The following is a 24,713-nucleotide window of genomic DNA, read 5'->3' on the forward strand; positions in this document are numbered from 1 at the left end:
GCAGCCAGGGAACAAATTTCTGCATCCGGATGCAGTCAGGAAACAATTTTCAGTTTTGGGATGCAGCCAGGAAACAAAAATCTGAGGGGCGGTGCAGCGGGCGCGAGCGGTTGCGGTACGTGCGGTTGCGGTGCGTGCGGTTGCGGTGCGCGCGCTGTCGCGGTGCGCGACTACGCAGCAGGTGCATGCTGGGCCTTCGTGAGGGCAAGTTCAGCTTGCAGCCGGGCAGCTTCTCGGGAAATGGCAGCGGGGTTGAGGCACTCGTCGTGCCAGCGCAGAGCGCTGCTGAGCGGGCCATCAAGGCTCGCCTCCAGGCGTTGCAGCGGCGTGAGCAGACTGTCAAATACGCGCACTTCGCTGCTGCCGGTCCATACCTTGTATTTCGCGCGCGTAATCGGCAATAGGTAATTGTGACGCTGGTCGAGCACTTCCCACAGTTGCGTTTGCAGTTGCGCCTGGCGCTCGTACATCGCCATTTCATGCGGGAGGCAATCGCACTGAACGGGTTGGTTCGCGTTCTCGGTGTCGCTGGTTGCAAACCTCGACGGCGAAACTGCAATGTTGCGCTCGTGAGCCCAGCTGATGAGCGAGAAGTTCAACAGCTCGCTGCCAGTATGAACATCAATACTGCGAAGCGGCACCGGGTTTGCCCGTACGAGTCGATTGAGCGCGGGAAAGAGCACGCGCGGGGATGTGCTTGGGGTGGCCACACGCATCCGCCAACCGGTGAGCTTGTCGTGCAAACCGAGCGAAATGATGTGGCTGCAGCTGCCGTTTGCGACGGGGTTAGCTGCGGCACACAACCGAAACCTGCCGGCCTCACCGACCGTCTCGTGCTCGGCCAAGCGCTGCTGCAGGCACGCGTCGGTGTCAGACAGCGTGGGTGTGCAGCGCTCACGAGCTGCCCGCAAATATCGGTCGATCGAAGCCGAACTCATTGTGAGAAGTTCGGTGCGCACTTCGGCAGTGGACAGCGCTTCACACAATTCACCGTGCTGGTCGAGGCGGCTCAATAGCTTCGGCATCATTGCCTGCAGCCGCCGGCCACTCGGCTGCCCGACCAGGTGCCACACCTGCTCGAGTGCCTCGGCGGCGCTGGTGGAATATTTGCGGCTGCCAGCCGGACGACCGGGTGTTGCCGTGGCTGTGGGATTTGCTGTCTTGCGAAGGCTTCGTCGGCAGTGGTCACGAGACCATCCGGTATCGGCCTGCATCCGTTCGAGGATGGCGCTCTTTTCAGCTCGAGAGGCGCGCTGGTAGTCGCGAGCAAGCTGGATCAACTGTGATTGATTTTGCGACATTGCACCTACAACTCCTCTGGGTCGTCATTGACCGGTTGTGCCATCTGCGATAGCCCGTAGTGGCGACTCTATTTCTCTGCCGTGCCGAGAACTACTGTCGCGGTGAGACATCAGTGGGAATGAAATTTCACACTCTGTGAAATCTCGATAGTGTGGTGAAGAACGACACCCACAACGGAGTGAGCATGTTGACGAATCCCGCAGCGGCTGCGGCCACCGCAAAAGCTGAACTGACCACCGAATATCGACTCGCCGAGATAGAACAACTTGATGAGCTCTCGCTAGCGATGCAGCAGCGAATCTTGCACGGGGAAGGGATGCGAGAAATGCTCGCAGAGCTTGCCGAGGCGACCGCCAAGCCGGCACTGTTCGATGACTTCACACAGCAACTCGTGGCCTATGCTCCAGGGCGGCACCTCACCGATGCGCAACTGCTCGAGCGCTGGGAACATCACGTTCAGCAGCCGCACGGCGCGAAGGGCGGAAGCGACTGCGTTTTTGCGCCGGTGCAGCTGCGTGACGAACAGTGGGGCACAGTGCACCTGCTGATGGGAGACGAGGTGTCCACCGATTTCGAACAGAAAGCGGTGGAGCGGGCGGCGCTCAACCTCACACTGTGGATGCTGACGCGCCGTGAATCAACCTCACTGATCGACACCGCGCGCAGCGAGTTCATTGCCGATCTGTGGCGTGGCCGCCGCTGGAGTCACGACATGCTGCTGCAGCGCTCGCGGAGTGTGGGTGCCGATCTCGAACGCCCCGTGCTTTTGGGGCTGGCGATTCGACTCGGCGGTACAACTGCGGGCGAGCGGGTGCTGCTGCAAACCGCGCTTGAACGGTTGCGCAAAAACGCTGACCATCACGATCTGAGCTGTATGGCAGCGGTAGTTGAATCAACCTGTCTCGGTATTGTGGGCATGTCACGGCAGCAGGCTGAGGCGCAGGCGGGTGAGCAGCTCGCAACCACTGTGCTCACCGCCCTCGGTGATCGCTTTGGCGACGTCACCATCTCGATCGGGCTCAGCCGTGAAGGCTCGGTTGGTCGGTTGCGCAAGCTCCTCACCGAGGCGGTAGACGCCGGTCGACACGGTGCCGAAGTGGTGCGCGCTTCTGGGCTGTATCGAAGCTCAGACCTGGGGCTATTGAGCCTGTTGGGTAACCTCGCTGAAGGCCCAGAACTTCAGCGCTATGTCGAGGATGAACTCGGTGCCGTGCTCGGGTTAAGCCCTGTTCAGCGAACACCGCTGCTAGAAACACTGCGGGCTTTTCTCGACAGTGGCGGCAACAAGACTGTCGCGGCAAAGCAGCTTCATATTGAACGGCGAACTCTCTATTACCGCATTGAGCGGCTTGAAACCCTGCTCGACAACAGCTTGGATGCTGCCGCCACACGACTACGACTACAAGTGGCGTTGCAGGGCCTCGAAGTGCTGCGGCAAATTGGTGTGCAACAGCAACGTGCGTGACCGGTCAATTCATGCTCGTAATGGGGCTGCCGAGCAGCCACGCCCGCTGCAGCATCCAGGCCTGTTCGATCTGAGCGACGCTGACCTCTTCATAATCAGTGTGCGCGAGACTCGGCACTCCCGGGCCAAAGTTGATTGAGGGGATATCCAAGCTCGATAGCCGCGCGACATCGGTCCATCCGAGCTTGGCTCGCACTGGCAGCCCCAGTTTTTCAATGAGCGCAGCAACCGCGGGTGAGTATCTGTTCGGGTGAGAGGCGGCGGCTACATCAAGCACCTCAAAATCGTCAGCGTCGAAGCAGATATTGCGCAGCAGTTGTTCGGCCTCTTGCACCGACCGACTGGGTGCGAAACGGAAGTTGATATCGACCTCGGTAAGGTCTGGCACCACATTCGCGGCCACTCCACCACTGCAGCGCACCGCCTGCATTCCTTCACGAAACTCAAGGCCATCAACGGCGGGACGATCGGGTTCGTATTCGTGCAAGAACTGCAGCAGCCGTCCGGCCCGATGGATCGAGTTGACTCCTTTCCACGCGCGCGCGGTGTGCGAACGGCGTCCCCGGTAGGTGGCGCGAACGGTAATCGTGCCGTTGCAGCCAAGCTCAATGCATCCGTTTGACGGCTCGCCGAGCACGGCGAGGTCGGCGTTGAACAGGTCGCGATGGTTACGCACCAATCGCCCGAGGCCATTTCGCTGTTCTTCCACCTCTTCGTGGTCGTACCAAACCCAGGTGATGTCAAACACTGGCGCAACTAGGTTGAGGGCGAGAGCGAGCTGTACCGCTACTCCCGATTTCATATCGACGGTGCCGCGTCCGCGCAGCATTGCCTCGCCCGTTTGGTCATGCGCCGCATCGACCACTGGCAGCAGCCCGTTGATTGGCACGGTGTCGAGATGGCCGGCGATCAGTACGCGCGTGTCGCGACCGAGTTCGGTGCGCGCAATAATCGCGTCGCCATCGCGCAGCACTGTGAGATGCGGGGCACGTCGCGCCAACAACTGCTCAATGGCGTTGGCGAGGCGCGTTTCTTGCCCAGATTCGGACGGAATATTGCACAGCTGGCGGGCAAGTTCGACCGGGCCGTTGTCGGGAGTTAGCAGGTCGATCACATCGCTCGGCTGCCCAGCGGATGCGGTTACCGAGCTAGTCATTGACGATCTCAATTCGGGGGTTGTCACCCTCGGCGATCAGCCGGGCCCGCACCCCCAGCGGGACGGGCTGAACCTGTTTACCATGGCCAAATGGAAGCCCCGCGACGATGGGAACACCGAGCGGTTTCAAATAGTCTTCGAGCACGAACATCACCTGCTCGGGGTCGCCACACTTCTCCCAGGTGCCGAGACCGATGCCTGCAACTCCGTCAAAGTATCCCGAACGAACCAGGGTCAGCAGCTGACCATCCAGCCGCCACGGCTCTTCACTGACGTCTTCGAGCAGAACAATTTTGCCGTCAGCATTTTGTGTTTCGGGCGGGAAGATGTTCATGCCGCGTGCCTGTCGAATGAGGCTCAGGGTGCCGCCGGTGAGGGTGCCCTCAGCGGTGCCTTCCTGGACGGTCACCGCATCGGGCGAGGTGAGTGAAGCGCTGTGGTAGTCACCGAAAACTGCTTCGTGGAGCTTTTCGACATTGTGGGTTGAGCGCAGCAGATCAAACGTCGCGAACATCGGAGCAAACCAGGTGGGCACCCGCAGGTGCTGCTCCCAATATTCGTGCACAGCCGTGAGGTCGCTCGAACCGATCAGCGGCTTTGGCTTGGCTGTTCGCAGCAGATCGGGGTCGAGGTGGTCAACCATGCGAAGGGTGCCATAGCCTCCGCGCAAACAAAAGATCGCGTCGATCGAGCTGTCTAGCCAGGCTTCGGTGAGGTCTTGCGCCCGATCTTGGTCGAGACCAGCGAGGTAGGCGGCGCGTGGATGCCGGTCGAGTGCGTGCTTACCGAGAACGGGCTCAAGCCCCCACGCATCCAGAATTGCCAGTGACTCGTCGACGAGATCTGGAGTGGGAGGAATTGAGGTGCTGATGAGGGCAACTCGGTCGCCACGCTGCAGCGGGCGAAGTGCAGGGTGCGAGGTCATTAGATTCCTTCCCGTTCTGCGGTGATGTCGGTTGATTTGCTGGTGGGGACAACCGAGAGGAGCTTGCGCGTGTAAGGGTGTTGCGGGTCGAGGAGCACTTCGTCGACAGGGCCGTGCTCAACGATTTCACCGCGGTACATCACTGCGACACGGTCGGCGATGTTCCACGCCAGTCCGAGGTCGTGCGTGATGATGAGCGCTCCGAGCCCTCGTTCGCTGCGTAACCGCAAAAAGAGTGCGAGTACACCGGCGCGTACGGACGCATCCAAGCTCGCAACTGGCTCATCGGCGATGATGAACTCGGGGTCGAGCGCGAGCGCGCCCGCGATGACCACTCGCTGCCGCTGGCCACCAGAGAGCTCAAACGGATATGAGTTAAAGAACTCTTCGGGCGGGTCGAGTTCGGCGGCGGCCAAGGCCCGGGCAACAAGTTCGCGTTCATCGCCCTTAATTCCCTGTACTCGGATGCCCTCGGCAACCTGCTCATATACGGTGTGCCGACTGTTGAGCGCTGCCATTGGGTCTTGCAACACATATTGCACTTTGCGCCGATATTCCTTGAGGTGGCGCTGCCTGGTTGGTAGGGGTTCGCCGCGATACATCACTTCGCCATTGGTGAGTTGCTGGAGACCGAGCAGGGTGCGGGCGAGGGTGGTTTTACCCGAACCCGATTGACCCACCAACGCAATTATCTCGCCGGGACGGCAGGTGAGGTTCACCTTGTTGACCGCGATATTGTGGGTGCTGCCGCGTCCAAACTCGACCGATAGATCGCGTGCAGCGAGCGTGACCTGGTCGAGCGAGATGCTCTGGGTCGACAGGTCGGCAAACGATTCGATCTGCCGAACCGCCTCGGTGAGCTTCACATTGGGGCCGGCGGTTGGGGCATCCGGAGCCGTGTAGCTAGGCAGCGAAAGCCTCGATTTGGGGTCGCCAATCAACGGAAACGCTGCGGCAAGTTTCGCGGTATGGGGATGCTGTGGGTTCGTCAACACTTCATCACTGGGGCCGTGCTCGATGAGCTCGCCCTTGTACATGACACCGATTTCGTCACACACCGTTGCCAGGACGGTGAGGTCGTGGCTGATCATGAGCAGTGTGAGGTTGCGTTCGGCCGCTTTGGCTTTGAGTAGGTCGAGCACCTGCGCCTGGACGATGACATCGAGCGCGGTGGTGGGTTCATCGGCGATGATCACGTTCGGTTCGCAAGCCAGCGCCATTGCAATCATCACGCGCTGTTTTTGCCCGCCAGAAAGCTGGTGGGGGAATGACCTGCCCTTGGCAGGGGTAAGGTCAACCTGGCGCAGCAGCTCGTTCACTCGCTCGGCGCGACGCTTCGGATCTTTCAGCTGCGCGAGTTCGTCAACGGCGTGCAGTTCAATCGCTTCTGCGATCTGCTCGTTGACTCGCTTCACCGGGTTGAGCGCGTGCATTGCGCCTTGGAACACCACCGCGGCCTCGGTCCAGCGTACAACGCGCAGCCGACCCCAACTCATGTCGGCAACTGGCTCGCCGTTGAGTAGAATTTCGCCTTCGATTTTGGCGTTCTTGGGTAGTAGCCGCAGCACGCTCATTGCGAGGGTTGACTTGCCACTACCCGATTCGCCGGCCAGCCCGAGCGCACCGCCCTCTTTCACTGCCAGTGAGACGTTTTTGACGGCAGCTATCGCACGGCGATTCGAGCCGGCCCGCTGTTCGTAGCGGATCGTGACGTTGTTGAACTCGAGCTTGTTCACTTTGCACCGCCTCTCAACGCGGGGTTAAAGACTGATTCCATTGATCGACCCACCAGTGTGAACGCCAATACCGCGATCACGATGGCGATACCGGGCGAAAGTACAACCCACCAATAGCCTGCGGTTGCTGCCCCCGCATCCATAGCGCCTTTCAGCATTGAGCCCCACGAGACGGTGCTGGGGTCGCCCAGCCCGAGGAACGAGAGGGTCGATTCGGCAATTACCGCAAGGGCCACAGTAAGCGTGGTGTTGGCAAGCACAAGCGGCATAACACCGGGGAGCACATGACGCATGAGGATGTGCGGGCTACCGGCACCGAGTGCTCGAGCACGCTCGATATACGCCTGCGTCTCGATTTGCATGGTTTGCGACCGCACCACACGGGCAGTGCTTGCCCACCCGGTTACCCCGATAGCAATGATGATGGTGGTGAGCCCCGACCCGATGACTGCCGAAAGGGTAATCGCCAGCACGAGCGAGGGGATCACTAGGAAGAAATCAATGATGCGCATGAGCACAGCCTGGGTGAACCCCTGGAAATGGCCGGCCGCCATTCCAAAAATGGTGCCGACGACCATCGAGATTGCGGTTGCGGCGAAGCCGACAAGCAGTGAAGCGCGCGCACCCCAGATAAGCTGGGCGAGCACATCGATCCCGCGATTGTCGGTGCCGAGGAGGAACTCACCGCTCGGCGGCAGGTTCGGCGGGTTGTTCGTTCTGGCGACGCTGAGCGAGTCGGCGGGAAAGAGCAGGGGAGCTGCGAGTGCTGCGGTAACGCACAGCACAATCAGCACGAGCCCGACAATGCCCGAAGCCTGACCAACATACTCTTTCCAAAAGCCCTGAAGGCGAGACAGATTCCGCTGGAGCGCCCCATTACGCACCGGCGCGGATTGCAGGGTAGTCATGACGTTCTCAACCTCGGATCAATAATGCGATAGGCGATGTCTGCCAAGAAATTCATCAGGATGACCACGCCCGAAAACACCACGAAGGTGCCCTGCAAGAGTGGGAAATCGGATGAGTTCAAGGCTTGGAAGGTGAGGTACCCAAGCCCCGGCCACGAAAACACGGTCTCAACGGTCACCGCGCCACCAATGAGGCCGCCGATCGTCATGAAAATGACGGTGATGGTTGGTAGCAGTGCGTTGGGTACGGCGTGACGCTGACGTACCAGGTCTTCACGCAGACCTTTGGCACGAGCGGTCAGGAGGTAGTCTTTCGGCAGTTCTTCCAGCAGCGACGCGCGCATGACCAGCAGGTAGTGGGCGTATGACACCGCCCCCATGGCGAGCGCGGGGAGCACCAGGTGGCGCGCCACATCAATCGCATGGTCGATTCCGGTGAGACGGGAACCGGGCGAGGTCATCCCGCCAGTGGGGAGCCATCCGAGCATCCCGCCGAACACCATGATCAGAATGAGGCCCAGCCAGAAGGTGGGTACCGACCAGAGTGTGAGCGCGATGCCCATGTTGACATTGTCGAAGGCGGTGCCGCGTCGCCACGCCGCCCGCTGCCCAATAGCAAGCCCAACCACGACAGCGATGAGCGAGGCCGTGCCGGTGAGCAGGATGGTTGGCCAAAAACGCTCGCCGATCAGCTGCGTGACGTCTTGCTGATACACCAGCGATGAACCGAGGTCGCCTGTGGCGAGGCCCTTCACATATCGGATGAACTGTTCAAACAGTGGCGCATCCAGCCCGTGCTCGGCTCGCAGGGCCGCGAGCTGCTCGGGCGTGGTGCGGCGGTCTTGCGCGAGCATCCGCACGGGGTCGCCGGGCAGGATGCGGAACGCGAAGAACCCCACCACGACCACCATCACCATTGAGATGGCTGCGCCACCCGCTCTGGCGAGAATGAACCGCGGCCAAGAGCTGCGTGATTTGGGTTCGTCAATGTCCACCTGGGAACCGTCGGGCAGGTCGACCTGCTCCGACGGTTCCGGCTGGACACGGTTTGTGTCACTCATGAGTTACCTTCACCGCGATTATTCGCGTTCTTCTGCCGACGCCTTCTTGCGGCGCGAGTTCAAGAACAGCAGCCCTGCGATGACTGCTACAGCGGCACCGGCACCGATCCAAATACCTGTCGAGTTTCCACCCGCAGCACCACCGTCGCCGCCACCCACAGGCTTTGCCGCGGCTAGGCTCCAGGCCCCGTTTTGCATGAGGATTGCGCCACCTTCGGCGGGCTGGGGCACGACGTTCTCAAGCTTGTCGCTGCGGTAGGCCTGGAAAGTGTCGGGGTAGAAGAACACCGGGAAGATCGCGGCCTGTTCGATATTGAGCTGCATCTGCTTCATCAGCTCGGCTCGGGCATCCGGATCGGTTTCAGATGCCTGCTGTGCATAGAGCTTGTCGAACTCTTCGTTGCAGTAGCCCGCGAGGCTGGTGGCTCCTGAACCATCGGCGGCCGGGCGTGAGTCGCACGTGTTCATACCGAACAGGTAGTCGGGGTTGGGGCGCACCGTCCAGCCACTGACGTAGATGTCGTAGTTACCCATCACGGTGTCGTCGTTGTACTGCCCCATCGAGGTGACGTTCAGTTCGGTTTTGATGCCGATCTCGTCGAACCCACCAGCAATCAGGTCGATCGTCTGCTGCGCTGAAGCGTGCTCGTAGGAGTACACGCGAAGCTTGATGGGGTTGCCATCGTGGTCGGTGCGAACCCCATCGGCACCGCGCTGATAACCGGCCTCATCAAGCAGCTGGTTGGCCTTGTCGAGATCAAACTCCAGCAGCCCCGAAGTTCCGGGCTCCACGTAGAAGTTCGGGTACAGCGGCGGGATCAAACCGGTTCCGGTCGTGCCGTAACCTTTGAGCACTCGCTCGTTGAGCGAATCGCGGTCGATCGCGTGCACGAGCGCCTGACGGAATTTGACGTCGTGGAGCACCTCGTGGCCGTCTCCCATCGGATTGCCGTTGATGTCGGTGGCGCCGGGGTTGATTTGTACACCGCGGAATCCGCGACCTGATGCCGCGACAACTTCAATCTTCTCGTCTTTCTGCAGCGCCTCGTACTGGGCAGTGGTGAGGCCGCTGATCATGTCGATCTCACCGGCTTTCAATGCCTGCACCGCGGCATCGGTGTTTTTATAGGGCACGAAGTTTATGCCGCCAAACGCGGGCTCGCCGCCGCGGTAGTGCGGGTTGGCAGTCATTTGGATGCCGCTTGAAACCGAGTAGCTGGTGACCTGGAAGGGGCCCGAACCAACAACATCCTTGTCGTTGGGGTGAGCTGCCGGATCGTCAATCGTCGACCAGACATGCTCGGGAACAATCGGAATATCGGTGCCGGGGTTTGCCGACTGTGGTTCGGAAAGGTGTATTTCAACCGTGTAGTCATCGACTGCAGCAACGTTTTCAACGTTGCTGGCGTAGGCGCCGAACGCTGAACTCAGCGACTCATTTTCGAGAATTGCGTTGTAGGTCCACTCGACATCTTCAGAAGTGATCGTCTCACCATCCGACCACTTTGCGCCCTCTTCGAGCTTGTAGGTCCAGGTGGTGCCATCGTCATTCGATTGCCACTCTTGCGCAAGGGCCGGGTGCTCGGCGTTGTCTTCAGGACCCCATGCCACCAGCGGCTCATATTGGATGCGATGGATGTGCATGGCGTCAGCAAGCACGCCGATAAAGGGGTTGACCGAGTCAACGTCAGAGGTGAGTGCGATATTGATCACCTGGTCAGTGCTGGTGCTAGCGGCGGCAGCTGTCGCGCTGACACCAAATCCACCCACTGCCAAGGCAGCGCCGGCCACACCGGCTAGGAGGCGATTCGATTGACGTCGAATCGGGTTCGGCCGAGGACTGTGTTTTTCCATGAGACGCCTTCGTTTCGGTTGCCGTGCGGCGACGTTGCCCACACGGGGATGGAAGTTGAGGGACTGAGCTTCGAAGCCCATTGGTTGAATGTTGCTTGAGGCTACCGCGCAGTTATGGCGGCCATCAATGCGTCACCCGAGCATCAGAATTGATGTCCGCGAACTCGCGGTCAGGGTTATTGATGCTCGGGCGAAGTTTCGTCAACTATGGTGCAGCGGTAACAGCAACTGACTATGATCGCCGCGAGCCACGGGCTCAGCCGCATTTCGTTTCTATGCGACTCACTCAAAGAGGAGTGGTCGCGGTGTGATGCGGCAGCAGGCACGACACGATGCGCATCGGCGATGCTCACAGGAGGATTTGGGAGGACAACACAATGAATGAGCTGCTGAGAACCCGAGCTACACGACGAATTGTTTCGGCCCTGTGCGTCGGGGCGCTTTTGGCGACCCCCGCTGTTACTGCCATGGCAGCGGCCGCTGAGAGCGATCACCTACCGGTAAGTTTCATCGGCAGCGGCCCCGCGCAGCCCGAATCGACCCTCGTTGAAGGCACCTTCAACGAGTACACCGGCGAAAACGGCCGGATGCTGCAGTACCACTATTTCGAAAACGGTGACAACGGAACTGTCTTCTACTTCGATGGTGATCAGACCACCAACTTCCATTACCCGCACGTTGCTGCATCAGTCGTTCACGAGCCCGGTGTCGGCAACGGTCATGTGCAGCGCATCAATGAGGAAGCCGCCGCGCGGGGGATGGATCTCGTATTTCTTGAGCATCCGCACGGTGAAGACGTTCCGCTCGGCGGGCCGAAACGTGTGACCGGCACCAGCTGGTGGGACTACATGGACGACTCACCGGGTGGCGAAGTCGACGAATACGCCGAAGTGGTGCGCGAGATCATCGCCGCTTCGGGAGCACAGAACGTGCAGCTGGTTGGCTACTCGGGCGGGGCAGAGTTCATGGCCCGCCATCTGCTTGTAGGTGGCAATGGCTGGCTGCCCCGCAACACCGCCGCCACTTTCATCGGTGGCGGTGGTGCGATCACCGGCCCGTATGAACCCGCGCGCCCAGACTCCGGCAGAGAAAACATGTCATACGTTTACGTTGTGGGTCTGCTTGACGGCACTGACCCCAATGGTTGGTCGGCCCTCGAAGCGAGCCGTAAAGCGGTGGCGCAGTGGCAATCGCGCGGTTATTCCGGTGCTGAAATCATCGAACTGCCAGACACAACCCACTACAACTACAACTATCGAGGTATTGTCGCCGAACGACTCGACCTGCTGCTCGCCAACGCATCCGATGGTTCGAAGCAGATCAGCACCGAAGTGACCGGTCGTTATGAACTCACGATCGAAGCCACCGGTTTTGTGCCTGGCGAAAAGGTGAAAGTGACTGCCACCCGCGCGGGCAGAGTGTTCGAATTCACGCCCGAATCTGGTGCCACAGTGGGGTACGACGGATCGTTCATGGGATCGATCAAGATTGATGACCACCGCTCGCGGCTCATTGCCCCCGGTCGCTACCGGGTGAGCATCACGGTGGGAGACGTCACTACCGAACCGATGAACGTCATCGTCAAACGGAAACCCTAGCTGCACTAACCAGCACCCCATCAGGAGCGTTCATGCACACTCCCGATCCATACCTGGCCGGCCACGGCGACACGCGCTATCGCGTCACGCACTACGACCTCGAACTGCAGTACCGGCTTGCAACCAACCGGTTAGATGAGCGGGCGCGGCTGCACATCACCGTCAGCGAACCCACCAGCCAAATTGATATCGACCTGCATGGCCTGCACACCACCGAAGTGCTGGTTGACGGTCGGCCCGCACAACATCTCGTCAACCCCACCCGAGTGTCGATAGAGATCGGCCAGCGGCAGGCCGGTGACTCGCTGATGCTCGAAATGCTGGTCTCGGGAAACCCCCGACCGGTTCCGGGCGTGCACGGCGCAGCCGGATGGGAAGAACTTACCGACGGCGCAATGGTGGGTGCGCAGCCGCAGGGCGCACCGAGCTGGTTCCCCTGTAACAACGATGCGGCGAACAAAGCGACCTATCGCATCCAGGTCACCACCGCATCGGCATACCACGTGGTTGCCAACGGTTCACTTGTTGAACGGGCCGATGTTGGCGACAACACGCGCTGGGTCTACGAAATGAATCGCCCGATGTCGCCATATTTGGCGACCGTGCAAATCGGGCGCTATCGGGAAGAGTTGCGACAGGCCGCGGTGCCGGTGTCGATCGTGTGCTCGCCACACGCTCGAGTTGGGGCAGAGACGGCTTTTGCGCATCAGGCCGAGATGGTCGACTTCTTCAGCGAGCTTTACGGCCCGTATCCGTTTGCCGAGTATCGCGCGGTCATTATTGACGACGAGATGGAAATCCCGCTCGAAGCGCAGGGCCTCAGCTCGTTCGGGCGCGACTTCATCCCGCCCACCTGGCGCAATGAGCGGCTCGTGGCACACGAGCTGTCACACCAATGGTTTGGCAATTGCGTTACGGGGCGCCAGCTGCGCGATATCTGGCTGCACGAGGGGTTTGCCTGCTATTCCGAGTGGCTGTGGTCAGAACACAAACGTAATTGGTGCGAGAGCCCCACCGCGCAAGAACGAGCGGCCGAGCGTTACGCATCGCTCGAACCGGTGCCTGCGGGGTCGACACTCGCGCGCCCCGGTATGGCACACATGTTTGACGACTGGGTGTACAAGCGCGGCGCGCTCACCCTGCACGCGCTGCGCGCACTGGTTGGCGACACCGTGTTTTTTGATCTGCTGCGGGGCTGGGTTCGGGAAAACGCTTTCGGGCTTGTCACCAGCGAACAGTTCATCGAACACTGCCGCCGCTATGGCGGTGTTGGCGCGAACGAAATAGACGAACTTTTTGCAGCATGGCTGTTCCGCGCCGAACTGCCGGCCCTGCCGGTATTGCAGTAGTCAGCGTGTGCTCTGGGTAGCTGCTGGGCTGCTCGCTGTGGGTGCGCGCCCGCGGATTTTTGTTTCCTGGCTTCGGATTTTTGTTTCCTGAAATCAGAATTTTGGCTGCAAAACAGGGGATTTAGGGTCGGATGGAGGCGAAACAGCCTGTTTTGCAGCCAGGAAACAAATTTCTGCATCCGGATGCAGTCAGGAAACAATTTTCAGTTTCGGTATGCAGTCAGGAAACAAAAATCTGTACCGGGATGCAGTCAGGAAACAAAAATCTGAGGGGCTGCTATGCGGCGGTTGCGCGCGGGCGTGCGGATCGCGGTGCGTGCGCGAGGGCAAGCTACCCGCGAGGACTAACGAAGTCGATGAGCTCGGCACCACCAACTTCAAGCTGTGCCCAGCTGCCGGTGAACCGCAGCACCGATATGGCGCTGGTGGGATACTTCTCTGCCAGCTGCCCCATAGCGGGATGATCGCTGCCTTCGGCAAGACCCTGCACGAGCAGCGCTACACCGGGGTAGTGTCCCACCACAAGCGCGCAGCCGACACGGTCATCGAGATTCTGCACCAGGTGCAGAATCTCACCCGGATGCGACTCATAAATCTCGTCGTGATACGTCACCGCGGTGGCGCCGGCACCACCGCGTTCGGCTCCCTCCCATGTTTGTCGGGTGCGCAACGCGCTCGAACACAGCACTCGGTCAATCGGTGTTCCGAGTTGCGACAGCACCCTGCCCGCCGCTGGGGCATCACGCAGCCCGCGCTCGTTCAGCGGACGAGCGTGGTCGGCAGCGCCGGTATGCCACGCCGACTTTGCGTGCCGCATCACAACGAGCGTGTGCTGGTGGTCATCGCCGGGAACATTCCGATCATCCATAGTTCGAGGGTATTCCGGGCCCGCTGACGAAGTGCGGGACAATGGCCTCATGGCCGCTGCATCCTGGAAAACGATCACCCCGACCGCGCTCACCGCCGCCGGGTTCGCGCCAAAACTTGTGGCAATCGATATGGATGGCACGCTGCTGCGCAACGACTACAGCATCCCCGACGAGTTCTGGCCGGTGGCCCGACAGCTGCACGAACTCGGTGTGGCGGTAGTGCCGGCCAGCGGACGTCAGTACGCCACGTTGCTCGACCATTTCGCTGCCCTCGACTGGCCATTAACGGTGATCGCCGACAACGGCAATTGGGTTGCCCACGCCGGCAACGTGGTGGGCGCCACCCGCCTCGACCGGGCACTGGTCACCGGGGTGATCGCCTCCGCGCGCCAAGCTGCCAGCGGGCACGATCTCGGGGTGGTGGTGTGCGGTTACCGCACCGCCTACATTGAACGCACCGACGACGCGTTTATCGAGCAGGTTGCGCGCTACTACATCGACTACGAAGTGGTTGACGATCTGGCGACGATCGACGATGAGGTGCTCAAGATCGCGGTATACAGCTTTGAAAGCGCCGAGGCAGTGGCGCCACTGTTTGCCGCTCACGAACAGCAGCTGCGCGTCGTAGTGTCGTCGCTGCACTGGATTGATCTGATGGACGCGGCGGTGAACAAGGGTACCGCGCTGCGGGAGCTACAGCGGCAGCTGGGCATTACACCGGCCCAGACCGTGGCGTTCGGTGACTGGCTCAACGACCGCGAGCTAATTGGAGCCGCCGGTTGGTCGTTTGCGATGGCGAATGCCCACCCAGAAATCGCTGCGAGCGCGCGCTTCCTGGCACCGACCAACGAAGAGGCTGGGGTTGTGCAGGTGCTGAACCACCTGCTCGGTGGGCAGTGGGCGCGCGCTCGTGGCGCTGGCTAACGAACTCGCCAGAGTGAACTCGCTAGACAAATGAACTAGCAGGGCAAGGGGAGCGGTGCGCGGGCGCGACCGGGAGTGATCGCACCCGCACCGGCTACGCTTTGGCGTGTGCTTCGGGGTTGTGGATGTACCCCTCACCACCGCAGGTGGGGCACTCGATCAGGTTCGCGTCGGAGAGCTGGTTTGGCTCGGGCTGCGGCTTCGGGTCGACGCGGCCATTCTGCTTCGGAATGGTGGTGACGATCGACACGATAGTCAGCAGCAGGAACACGAGGCTCACGCCGAGGGCAACCAGTGCCGCCATACGGATCGACACGTTGTCGGTGCGACCTTCGAACGAGATACCGAGGTGTGGCACCGTGGTGTCGCGCAGGCCGTAGTAAACGGCGAGCGAGATGGCGGTACCGATGGCGCCGCCGAGCGACGATGCCATCTTGTAGATACCCGAACCGGCACCCACCTGGTCGGAGGGTAGGTTCGAGAGGGCTGCATCCGTCGACGGAGTGGCGTAGAACGCGAGGCCGAGACCGAACAGACAGTAGGCGATGATCGCGAGGATCACGTACTGGCCGATCAGCAGGTGGGTCATCATCAGCAACAAGCAGGCGACGATGGTGATCATGGTGCCCCAGAGCATCGGCTTGCGGGGGCCGAACTTCTGCAGCAGCTTCTCACCCACACGGATGAACGCGATGATCACCACGCCGTAGCCGAGCGAGAGCAGACCAGCTTCGAAGGCGGTCCAGTTTTGCCCGTCGGGGCAGGTGGCGCCGGGGGCGACCTCGACCTTACAGCCGGCCATCTGGATGACCTGCTGGCTAATAATGAGCATACCGATGGTGCCGTTCACCAGGAAGTTCGAGATCGTCGCACCGGTGAAGGTGGAGTTCTTGAACAGCGCGAAGTCGATGAACGGGTTCGACTTGCGGCGCTCCCAGAACGCGAACGCCACGTAGGCGACGATGGCAACCACCGCGAGCAGGATCACCGTGAGGCTGGCCCAGCCGAGGGCCGAACCAAACAGCAGCACGATCATCATCGCCAGCGTGCCGATCACGAACAGGATTAGGCCGACGAAGTCGAAGGCCTTGCGCGGCTTGTTCGGGTCGACGGCGACCTTGCTTTCGGGGGTGCCGAGAATCATCAGGAAGGCGACGGCAGCAATCGCGGCCGAGGCGATGAAGATACCCTGCCAGCCGACGAAACGGACCATGGTGCCACCGAAGATAGCGGCCAGCCCCGAACCACCCCACGAACCGATCGACCACATCGACACGGCACGCTGACGCGCGGGGCCCTCCCAGTACTCCTTTACCAGCGCCATTGAGGCGGGCATGATGCAGGCGGCAGCCAGACCCTGTAGCGAACGGCCCACCAGCAGCAGTGGCAGCGCGAGCCCACCGGCGGCGAACACGAGCAGCAGCGAGCCGACGATGTTGAGGACGATACCGATCAGGGTGATCTTCACGCGGCCGACGCGGTCGGCAAGACCACCGGCAAATACGATGAATAGACCCGACATTAGACCGGTGATCGACACGGCCAGGTTGAGCGCGGCGGGGTCGACGAACATCTGGCCGCCGGCGTTAATGCTCTTGTCGATCTCGGGGGCGACGGTGGCGGCCGAGCCGGCGAACAGCCAGAAGGTCACCACCGCGAGGACGATACCCCAGAGCAGTTTCTCGGTGCCCTGGTAACCGGATTTCTCTTGAACGGTTGCGGTTGTCATGAGTGCCTCACTTTGCGAGGTAGGAGAGGACAGCGACGGTTGCGGCCTCGGTGCCGGTGCGCAGCGTGGGCTGCATGGCCGGACCGAATGCGGGGTTGTGGTTGGGGAACACCTGCTGGTCGGGAGTGAAGCCACCGAAGCCCCAGTAGGTGTAGGGCACACCGAAGGCGGTGGGCACGATGCTGAAGTCTTCCGAAGCGGTGACTGGATCGAGCTTCTCTACGCGGTCGGCGCCGAGGTACTTGATCATCGCGGCGGTTACCCGCTCGTTCACCTCGGGGTCGTTGTTAGTTAGCGGGTATTCGTCGAACACCTCGATCTTCGCCGGGGCGGTGGCGTTGGATGCTTCGCACTCGGCGTTGACGACGCGTTTGATGGCGGCGATGATCTGGTCGCGCACCTGTTCGCTATAGGCGCGGATGTTCAGCTGCAGCTCGGCCTCGGCGGGGATGATGTTCGCCTTGGTGCCCGAGTGGATGCTGCCGACAGTGACCACCGCCATCTCGAACGGGTTCACCTCGCGCGAGATGATCGGCTGCAGGCGCAGCACAATTGAAGACGCGAGCACGATCGGGTCGATGCCCAGGTGTGGCATCGACCCGTGTGAGCCCTTGCCGTAGACGGTGATGCGCATGCTAGCGGCAGTCGACAAAACGGGGCCGGCGGTGGTGCCCACCTTGCCCGCTTCGGGCTTGGTGAGCACGTGCTGGCTGAGCGCCACATCGGGCTTGGGGATGCGGTCGACCAGGCCATCATTGACCATCGAGCGGGCGCCCTCGGCGGTTTCTTCGGCGGGCTGGAAGAGCGCGATGTAGGTGCCCGACCATTCGTCGCACGAGTCGGCGAGCAGGGCAGCGGCGCCGAGGCCGGCGACAATGTGCAGGTCGTGGCCGCAGGCGTGCATCACGGGCACCTCGTTGCCCTGGCGGTCGATCATCGTTTTGGTCGACGCGTAGGGCAAGCCGGTGGCCTCCTTCACCGGCAGCGCGTCGATATCGGCGCGGTAGAGCACCGTCGGGCCCTCGCCGTTGCGCAGTACACCAACTACGCCGCCGCCGATTTGCTCGACCTCGTAGCCGAACTGCTGAAGACGCTTGGTGATGGTGGCGGCAGTTTCGGTTTCCTGCATTGACAGTTCAGGATTCTGGTGGAGCTCAATGTAGAGCTCCTCCTGCCAATCCTCGATATCGTTGATCTTGTTGAGAACGGTTTCGATTGACATATTGCCTCGATTCTTGGCTGCGATGAAGATTGCTTCATGCACGTTCAATTCTTTCAAACTGGTGAATCTTCGGCAAGAGTCTCTAGTTCGAAAAATCGCTGGTCGCGCCCAGATTATCTCGAGGTCGAGAGGGTTTTGCTGGTGTATCAGCGCGGGGTGTATTCACGCTGGGTATTGCATTAGTATTCGCGGCGTTTGCGATTCCAGTTCCCGCGTCCGCCAAATTCGCGCCCGCCACCGTGGCCGCGATCGTCACGGCGACGGTTGTCACGGTAACCGCGGTGCTGCCCGTCTCGTTTCCCGCCGCGGCGGTCATCCCGGTAGCCACCCCGGTGCTGTCCATCACGGTCGCTGCGGTGCCCATCCCAGTCGCGTCGGACACGTGAGCTGCGGTCGCCGTCGCGGAAACCACGGCGGTCGCCATCGCGGCGCGGGCCATCATCGAGCTTCAACTCGAGGGGGCGGTGCGCCACCTCAGTGTCTTGCAGGCGGGCAATGATTGCAGGGTCGAGATCTGCTGGCAGCTCAACCAGCGAGAAGTACTGCATGATGCGAATATGGCCGATATCGTCGCGGCTAATACCGCCCTCGTTCGCAATCGCACCCACAATCCACCCCGGTTGGACGCGGTCGCGACGGCCCACCTCGATGCGGTACTGCACGAGCCCCTCACGTTTGGGAGCGCGGTCGTGGTGGTCGCGCTCGCGGCGAGGCTTGTTGAAGTTGGCGAGATCGTCTTCTTCTGGGTCGAGCAGCAGGGGAGTGTCTCCCTGGGCGACAACCGCCAGTGCTGCCGCCACATCATCGCTCGGAACGTCGTGGTGACGCACATAGTGGTCGATGATGTCGCGAAAGGCCTCGATACGGTCGGTCTGTTCGAGCGCCGCGGTAATTGCGTCGTCGAAGCGGCTCAGTCGCGACTCGTTGATGTCGGCGGCGGTGGGCAGCTGCAGCTGCTCCACCGGCTGGCGAGTATTGCGTTCGATGATGCTCAGCAGTCGACGCTCACGAGGAGTTACAAAACTGATCGCGGTGCCCTTGCGGCCGGCGCGGCCGGTGCGGCCGATGCGGTGCACATACGATTCTGGGTCGGTGGGGATGTCGAAGTTGACGACGTGGCTGAGACGGTCGACGTCGAGGCCGCGGGCTGCCACATCGGTTGCCACGAGCACATCCACCTTGCTGCCCTTGAGGTCGTCGATGATGCGTTCACGGGCCGCCTGGGCGAGATCACCGTTAATGGCGGCGGCAGCCAGGCCGCGGGCGCGCAGCCGCTCGGCGAGCTGTTCGGTTTCGCTCTTGGTGCGCACGAACACGATCATGCCGTCGAACTCTTCAACCTCGAGGATGCGGGTGAGGGCATCCACTTTGCGCTGGTGCGCGATGACGAGGTAGCGCTGGGTGACATTCGCTGAAGTTTGCGTCTGCGATTTGACGGTGATTTCGGCGGCATCGGTGAGGTATTGCTCGGCGATGCGGCGAATCTGCTTCGGCATGGTGGCTGAGAACAGCGCCACCTGTTTCGAATCGGGGGTGTCGGCGAGGATCGTCTCGACGTCTTCGGCAAAGCCCATCTTGAGCATCTCATCGGCCTCGTCGAGCACGAGATATTTCAGCTCGGTGAGATCGAGGGTGCCGCGCCGCAGGTGGTCGATAACACGGCCGGGCGTGCCTACCACGATGTCAACACCGCGGCGCAGTGCCGACAACTGCACTCCGTACGACTGGCCACCGTAAACCGGTAGCAGGCGCAGATCGGGCATTTCGGTGGCAAAACTTTCGAAGGCTTCGGCTACCTGGATCGCAAGTTCGCGGGTGGGTGAGAGTACGAGCGCCTGCGGCACCGAGGCACCGGGCTGGATACGGCTGAGGATCGGTAGCGCGAACGCTGCGGTCTTGCCAGTGCCGGTTTGGGCGAGCCCGACCACATCGCGCCCCTCCAGCAGGGTGGGGATGGTGGCGGCCTGGATGGGGCTGGGGTGTTCGAAGCCGATGCTTGCGATTGCGTTGAGCACGGGTTCGCTGAGCCCGAGTTCGCTGAACGTGGGTTCGTTCTGGGCGTTCTCGGCCTCGGGGTTGTTGGGCTGTGTTGACTGCGTCATCGCGGAAGCGACCTTTCTGTGCTGTGTCCGTGGGCATAGCGGTTACGGCAACGGTTGTTGCGCTGGTGATCATCGGGATGCGAATGGGACGATCACCGGCACGGTCAAGCACTTTCGTCGCGGACGCATCCGGCCCCTGAGGGCCCGGTATTGAGTTTTGGTGGCAGCAGGCCACCACACGGTTGGTCTGTGGGTCTGCTGCGCGCCTCGTTGAGGAGCTCGGTCTCGAGAGTGACTGTCGGGGCTGAGCTGCACTAGTGCCACCGGTCCGGTGGCAGCGGAACTGATGCGAGTTCACACAGGCGACGTGGATTGCTCGCCCGGCGCATCAACCTTGCAAGCCTAGCGCAGCCGCTACGAGAGTGAAAGCAGCGCGCGATCTTCTTGAATCGAGTTGCCACCGTCAACAACGATCACCTGCCCGGTGATGTATGAAGCTGCGGGCGAGGCGAGAAACGCGATCGCGGCAGCTACCTCGTCGGGTGTGCCCGAGCGACGCATCGGCACCTGTTGGCCGAGCTCAATTTCTTCGGCAGTGGCCGATCCGGTGTGAATCCACCCCGGGGCCACGGCGTTTGCGGTGAGTCCTTCGGCGGCGAGTGCGCGGGTGAAACCGACGAGCCCTGATTTTGCAGCGTGGTAGCCAACATCGCCGCGGAATGCGAGCACCGGCCCCGACACTGAGGCGACGTTCACGACGCGCGCGTGTGGTGAGCGTAGCAAATACGGGAGTGCCGCGCGGGTGACGAGGAATGCGGTGGTGAGGTTGCGGGTGAGCGAGTGTTCCCATCCGGTGCGGTCGAGATCGAGCAGTGTGGCGGCTTCGTGATCGCTGAGTGGGTCGTGCTGTGAGGTCATGCCGGCGTTGTTCACGAGCGCGTCTATGCGCCCGAACTCTGCGACGGCCTGCGAGATGAGGTCGGTGGCGGTGGTTTCGCTGGTGAGGTCGCCGATGAAGCTGGCGGATGCATCGGGATGAATTTGGGCGAGTTCGGCGGCCCGCTCGCGGATGCGGTCGGTGGTCGCGGCAACCATGACGCGAAAGCCGGATTCGACCAGCTGCCGGGCTGCGGCGAACCCGATGCCGTCGGCGGCTCCGGCCCCGGTGACGATCGCGACGGGAGAGTCGTTGGTGCTCATGTGGGGAGTCTACGGGCCGCTGCGGCGGGGCGTGTCGGGTTGGCGCGCAGCGCCACAAAATGCGCTAAGCTGTCGGAGTTGCCCGATGCAGATCGGCCAACGGGATGTGGCGCAGCTTGGTAGCGCACTTGACTGGGGGTCAAGGGGTCGCAGGTTCAAATCCTGTCATCCCGACCAAAAGCCCTGGTGGGGTGATTGCTCTCACCAGGGCTTCGTGGTTTCCGGTTGCTAATTGTAGTTCCTATGGACGTTGTGAACGGTTCGTAGATAGGTGAAGACCTCCGGCAGGATGTGGGTTACCACACTCACCATCCACCGGAGGTCTTCAATGTCCCACGCTAACGCCCCACTCACCCCTGTTGGAAGAGCCCGCCTGGTATCCCTGATCATTGACCAGGGCTGGACAATCCGCCGCGCCGCGGAACGTTTCCAAGTCGCACCAGCAACCGCCTCGAAATGGGTGCGCCGTTACCTTGCCGGCGAACCTCTCACCGACCGCTCCAGCAGGCCACAACACACCCCGACCCGAACCCCACAACGCACCGAACGCCGCATCATCGCGCTACGTTTCACCCGCCGCTGGGGCCCGCACCGCATCGCGTTTCACCTCCACCTGTCTCGCTCCACCGTCGAACGCGTGCTGCACCGTTACCGGATGCCGCTACTGGCACACACCGACCACGCAACCGGTCTGCCCGTGCGTGTCCCAAAACCCGCCCGTTATGAACACCCCCAGCCCGGGGGCCTTGTCCACCTCGACACCAAAAAACTCGGTCGTATCCCGAACGGTGGCGGTCACCGGGTCCATGGACGGGGCATCGGAAACCGGAACAACAACAAACACGGCCGCGGCTACGCCTACCTCCACCACGCAGTCGATGACCACTCTCGGCTGGTGTACTCCGAAATCCTCGAAGACGAATGCGCTGTCACTGCGGCCGGGTTCTGGCGCCGTGCTTGTGCTTGGTTCCAGCGCCAGGGCATTGAGGTGCGGCGGGTGCTCACCGATAACGGGTCGTGCTACCGGTCAGCGCTGTTCAACACGGCACTGCAGGGAGTCAAACATTCCTACACCCGTCCTTACCGGCCACAAACCAACGGCAAGGTCGAACGCTTTAACCGCACCCTGCTAGCGGAATGGGCTTATGAGCGTGCCTATGACACGGACGAAGCCAGAAACGCGACCTACACGGCGTGGCTGCATCACTACAATCATCACGACCCCACACCGGTATCGGCGGCCAAGTCCCCGCAGACCGTGTTCACAACCTCACGAGGAACTACAGCTAGATGAATCATCGATGCTGTCAACTACAGTGAGTTTTACCGGGTGCTTTTGCATCCGAGCAGTGCCCTGTATGTCGCTGTTGATGTGTCGCCCCGCGGGGGCAAACTGATTGGAGCTCACTTGGCTAGAAAGCGTACCCAGATGAGAAGCGTCGTGGCTTACTCGATTCACGGACGAGATGCTTCTGGAGTAATTGATTACCAAGAGTTTTTCGATCTGGTCGCAGAACTTGCTTCCACGCGCGAGAGCCGAAAGGTTGTGCTCGGGCAGGTTGTCGCAGTGACGCGGGCCAGAAGTATCAGCGACGATGTCACGGCGCTGAGGTTCATTTCTGGTAGTGAGGATCAGGTGCCGGTGTTCTATAACGAACGGACTGGCTCTGAAGAGTCCGTCGAGCGAAATGAAGGTGTTTTTGCGGTCGCAGTCTGGGCGATTCTCAACACGACTTCGCGCCTAGTTGCGATTGAACGTAAACGGCCAGGCGTCTCTACTGCAATCATCGAACGATACCTGCAGGCTCTTGGACGAGACGCCGGTTATGACGGGCTGGTGATTGACCTCAATCAAGTCACGTCCGAGGAGTTCGATAGGGCAGTCCGAGAACTTGAGGTAGTCAAGAAGGTAACCGTTGCCGTTAACCAACCCAACTTGGATTGGTCGGACGATAGTAATGAGATTCATAGGTATGCTGAAGAGTCCAGCGCAGCAAGTGCTCGCGTTGAGCTCGTCGCACCAAGAGGTGAGGGGCTTTCAAAGCGGACGGGTATTGTTCCGGACATTTTGGGTCTTGCTCGTATAATGATTTCGTCATTAAAAAACGTGATCGTTGTCGGCCAAGCTCCTGGTGGAGCGGGGCAGAAGACGATCAACCTTAAGAGATATGCAAGGAAGGTTCAAATTCCGGTTGAGCGAGGAGCTACCGCGGATGAGGAACTCGACGCGATCATGGAGCTTTCTATGGAAATCATCACAGAAGATGGAGGAGCAACTGCTTAGACACTTCCGTTGCTCATTGCAAAACCGAGGAGGTGGGGTGTGGGAAATGAGCGGACGTTGGGGTTCTGGAGTGGAGAAGTCTGGGGAAGGCGTGCACAACTCCTGAGGGATCGCGCGCTGTGGGTCTCTCTGTTTTTAGCATGCATTACGACTCTCATAGCGCCGTGTATTCCGCTTGGCGATCTGTATATTGAGGAGCTCGCGGAATATGCACTCCTCTACGCTGCGCTGAGTTGTGGAGCTGCGATTGCTGGAACCGGTATCGCGTTAGCTGTTCCTGGTGATGAACGTGTTCGCAGATGGTCGAAAATCATCCCTCAAGGGGCCAGATACTCCTCTTTTCAGAACTTGCTTTTCGCCTTCGCCTGGTCGGCAATAATCCAGATCGCCTTGGTCTTGGTTTCTTTTATGGCTATAGCTTTCGGAACGGGGTTCAAAGTGATTCCGCCTGGGGTGGCGTTTTCTGATGCCTGGTTGCACTATCTCTTAGTTTGGCTCGCTTTTTGGCTTTGGTGGTATGCGCTGTGCGAGCTCTACGATGTAGTGAAAATATTCATGCAGGTCGCTGGCGCGATCGTAAAGGAGAACGTGATGAATGTTGATGAGGACGATGAAGAATAGTTGGTGGTAGGTGGGAGATTGAGGCGGAGAGTACTCGCATCTTGCCGCATGATTAGTGTGAGGTTTCGGACAAGGATTGCTAGTCTCTAGTGTTCGTGGTTGTGATTGTCGCGACTCATGCTCTATGAGCGCATCTGCCCAATACGCGGGCCCCGGCGATGTTTTATAAACCCTGCCGAAGGTGTAGGGGTCAACCAATAGCAGGAGCTTGGCTGGGATCTGGTGCATGCAAATCAAGACGTGAAATGGGGCTGTCTACGGTGTAGAGACACCTGGAGAACCAATGAGCTGGGCTAAACCGCCTACCCGGGGGTCAAGGGGTCGCAGGTTCAAATCCTGTCATCCCGACCAAAAGCCCTGGTGGAGTGATTACTCTCACCAGGGCTTCGTGGTTTCCGGTTGCTAGCGTGGTGTTGGGCTGACCCCGTTTCGTAGGTCCGGTGGTTCTGAGAGTCGTCCTGTCGCCCG

18 protein-coding genes, 1 tRNA gene and 1 pseudogene are annotated in these 24,713 nt (G+C 60.8%); 8 read left to right on the forward strand and 12 right to left on the reverse strand.

Annotated elements, in window-relative coordinates; all coding sequences use genetic code 11:
* Positions 1 to 170: 170 nt before the first annotated feature.
* Positions 171 to 1,301, reverse strand: coding sequence for a hypothetical protein (locus RQ865_RS08995; RefSeq protein ID WP_311478965.1), 1,131 nt, complete (start codon positions 1,299 to 1,301; stop codon positions 171 to 173).
* A 185-nt stretch (positions 1,302 to 1,486) separates the two neighbouring features.
* Here RQ865_RS08995 and RQ865_RS09000 point away from each other — a divergent pair, with 185 nt between their 5' ends.
* Positions 1,487 to 2,767, forward strand: coding sequence for a helix-turn-helix domain-containing protein (locus RQ865_RS09000; RefSeq protein WP_311478966.1), 1,281 nt, complete (start codon positions 1,487 to 1,489; stop codon positions 2,765 to 2,767).
* 4 nt (positions 2,768 to 2,771) lie between these two features.
* Here the strand turns inward: RQ865_RS09000 and dapE are convergent, their stop codons facing one another.
* Genes dapE through RQ865_RS09030 form a run of 6 tightly spaced genes read right to left on the reverse strand, consistent with a single transcriptional unit; the run spans position 2,772 to position 10,407 of the window.
* A complete protein-coding gene (gene dapE / locus RQ865_RS09005; RefSeq protein ID WP_311478967.1) occupies positions 2,772 to 3,923 on the reverse strand; it encodes a succinyl-diaminopimelate desuccinylase in 1,152 nt (383 codons plus the stop codon).
* Complete coding sequence (locus tag RQ865_RS09010; protein ID WP_311478969.1) at positions 3,916 to 4,848, reverse strand: LD-carboxypeptidase; 933 nt, start codon at positions 4,846 to 4,848, stop codon at positions 3,916 to 3,918. Before RQ865_RS09010 ends, dapE begins: the two co-directional genes overlap by 8 nt.
* A complete protein-coding gene (locus RQ865_RS09015; protein WP_311478970.1) occupies positions 4,848 to 6,584 on the reverse strand; it encodes an ABC transporter ATP-binding protein in 1,737 nt (578 codons plus the stop codon). Before RQ865_RS09015 ends, RQ865_RS09010 begins: the two co-directional genes overlap by 1 nt.
* Positions 6,581 to 7,492 (reverse strand): ABC transporter permease, encoded by a 912-nt coding sequence (locus RQ865_RS09020; RefSeq protein ID WP_311478972.1) that lies wholly within the window; start codon positions 7,490 to 7,492, stop codon positions 6,581 to 6,583. The genes RQ865_RS09015 and RQ865_RS09020 overlap by 4 nt, the downstream gene beginning before the upstream one ends.
* Positions 7,489 to 8,553: an ABC transporter permease gene (locus RQ865_RS09025; RefSeq protein WP_311478974.1), complete on the reverse strand. Its 1,065-nt coding sequence runs from the start codon at positions 8,551 to 8,553 to the stop codon at positions 7,489 to 7,491. The genes RQ865_RS09020 and RQ865_RS09025 overlap by 4 nt, the downstream gene beginning before the upstream one ends.
* Positions 8,554 to 8,571: 18 nt before the next feature.
* Positions 8,572 to 10,407: an ABC transporter substrate-binding protein gene (locus RQ865_RS09030; RefSeq protein WP_311478975.1), complete on the reverse strand. Its 1,836-nt coding sequence runs from the start codon at positions 10,405 to 10,407 to the stop codon at positions 8,572 to 8,574.
* Between the two features lie 443 nt (positions 10,408 to 10,850).
* On the opposite strand from RQ865_RS09030, the gene RQ865_RS09035 reads away from it, so the two are divergent.
* Both RQ865_RS09035 and RQ865_RS09040 read left to right on the forward strand, forming a co-directional pair.
* Positions 10,851 to 12,005, forward strand: a complete 1,155-nt coding sequence (locus RQ865_RS09035; protein WP_311478976.1) for a hypothetical protein — start codon at positions 10,851 to 10,853, stop codon at positions 12,003 to 12,005.
* Between the two features lie 32 nt (positions 12,006 to 12,037).
* Positions 12,038 to 13,354, forward strand: coding sequence for a M1 family metallopeptidase (locus RQ865_RS09040; protein WP_311478978.1), 1,317 nt, complete (start codon positions 12,038 to 12,040; stop codon positions 13,352 to 13,354).
* 331 nt (positions 13,355 to 13,685) lie between these two features.
* On the opposite strand, the gene RQ865_RS09045 is transcribed toward RQ865_RS09040, so the two are convergent.
* On the reverse strand, positions 13,686 to 14,222 hold the full coding sequence (locus tag RQ865_RS09045) for a histidine phosphatase family protein (protein ID WP_311478980.1): 537 nt from the start codon (positions 14,220 to 14,222) through the stop codon (positions 13,686 to 13,688).
* 49 nt (positions 14,223 to 14,271) lie between these two features.
* Here RQ865_RS09045 and RQ865_RS09050 point away from each other — a divergent pair, with 49 nt between their 5' ends.
* Positions 14,272 to 15,147: an HAD family hydrolase gene (locus RQ865_RS09050; RefSeq protein WP_311478981.1), complete on the forward strand. Its 876-nt coding sequence runs from the start codon at positions 14,272 to 14,274 to the stop codon at positions 15,145 to 15,147.
* 94 nt (positions 15,148 to 15,241) lie between these two features.
* Here the strand turns inward: RQ865_RS09050 and RQ865_RS09055 are convergent, their stop codons facing one another.
* The 4 genes from RQ865_RS09055 to RQ865_RS09070 all read right to left on the reverse strand — a co-directional run bounded on the left by RQ865_RS09055 (position 15,242) and on the right by RQ865_RS09070 (position 21,340).
* Positions 15,242 to 16,876, reverse strand: a complete 1,635-nt coding sequence (locus RQ865_RS09055; protein ID WP_311478982.1) for an MFS transporter — start codon at positions 16,874 to 16,876, stop codon at positions 15,242 to 15,244.
* A gap of 7 nt (positions 16,877 to 16,883) precedes the next feature.
* Positions 16,884 to 18,140 carry an amidohydrolase gene (locus RQ865_RS09060; protein ID WP_311478983.1) on the reverse strand — a complete coding sequence of 419 codons (1,257 nt, stop codon included), beginning with the start codon at positions 18,138 to 18,140 and terminating at the stop codon, positions 16,884 to 16,886.
* Positions 18,141 to 18,277: 137 nt separating this feature from the next.
* Complete coding sequence (locus RQ865_RS09065; RefSeq protein WP_311478984.1) at positions 18,278 to 20,200, reverse strand: DEAD/DEAH box helicase; 1,923 nt, start codon at positions 20,198 to 20,200, stop codon at positions 18,278 to 18,280.
* A 354-nt stretch (positions 20,201 to 20,554) separates the two neighbouring features.
* A complete protein-coding gene (locus tag RQ865_RS09070; protein WP_311478985.1) occupies positions 20,555 to 21,340 on the reverse strand; it encodes an SDR family NAD(P)-dependent oxidoreductase in 786 nt (261 codons plus the stop codon).
* Between the two features lie 100 nt (positions 21,341 to 21,440).
* On the opposite strand from RQ865_RS09070, the gene RQ865_RS09075 reads away from it, so the two are divergent.
* From RQ865_RS09075 to RQ865_RS09090, 4 genes and pseudogenes are all read left to right on the forward strand, one after another.
* Positions 21,441 to 21,517: transfer RNA gene (locus RQ865_RS09075), tRNA-Pro, on the forward strand.
* Between the two features lie 151 nt (positions 21,518 to 21,668).
* Positions 21,669 to 22,630: pseudogene (locus RQ865_RS09080) on the forward strand (IS481 family transposase).
* Between the two features lie 151 nt (positions 22,631 to 22,781).
* Positions 22,782 to 23,624 (forward strand): hypothetical protein, encoded by an 843-nt coding sequence (locus RQ865_RS09085; protein WP_311478986.1) that lies wholly within the window; start codon positions 22,782 to 22,784, stop codon positions 23,622 to 23,624.
* A gap of 39 nt (positions 23,625 to 23,663) precedes the next feature.
* Entirely contained in the window at positions 23,664 to 24,245 is a 582-nt protein-coding gene (locus RQ865_RS09090; protein WP_311478987.1) for a hypothetical protein, read from the forward strand.
* Positions 24,246 to 24,713 lie beyond the last annotated feature (468 nt).

This window comes from uncultured Gulosibacter sp., from assembly GCF_963509965.1.
Lineage (GTDB): Bacteria > Actinomycetota > Actinomycetes > Actinomycetales > Microbacteriaceae > Gulosibacter.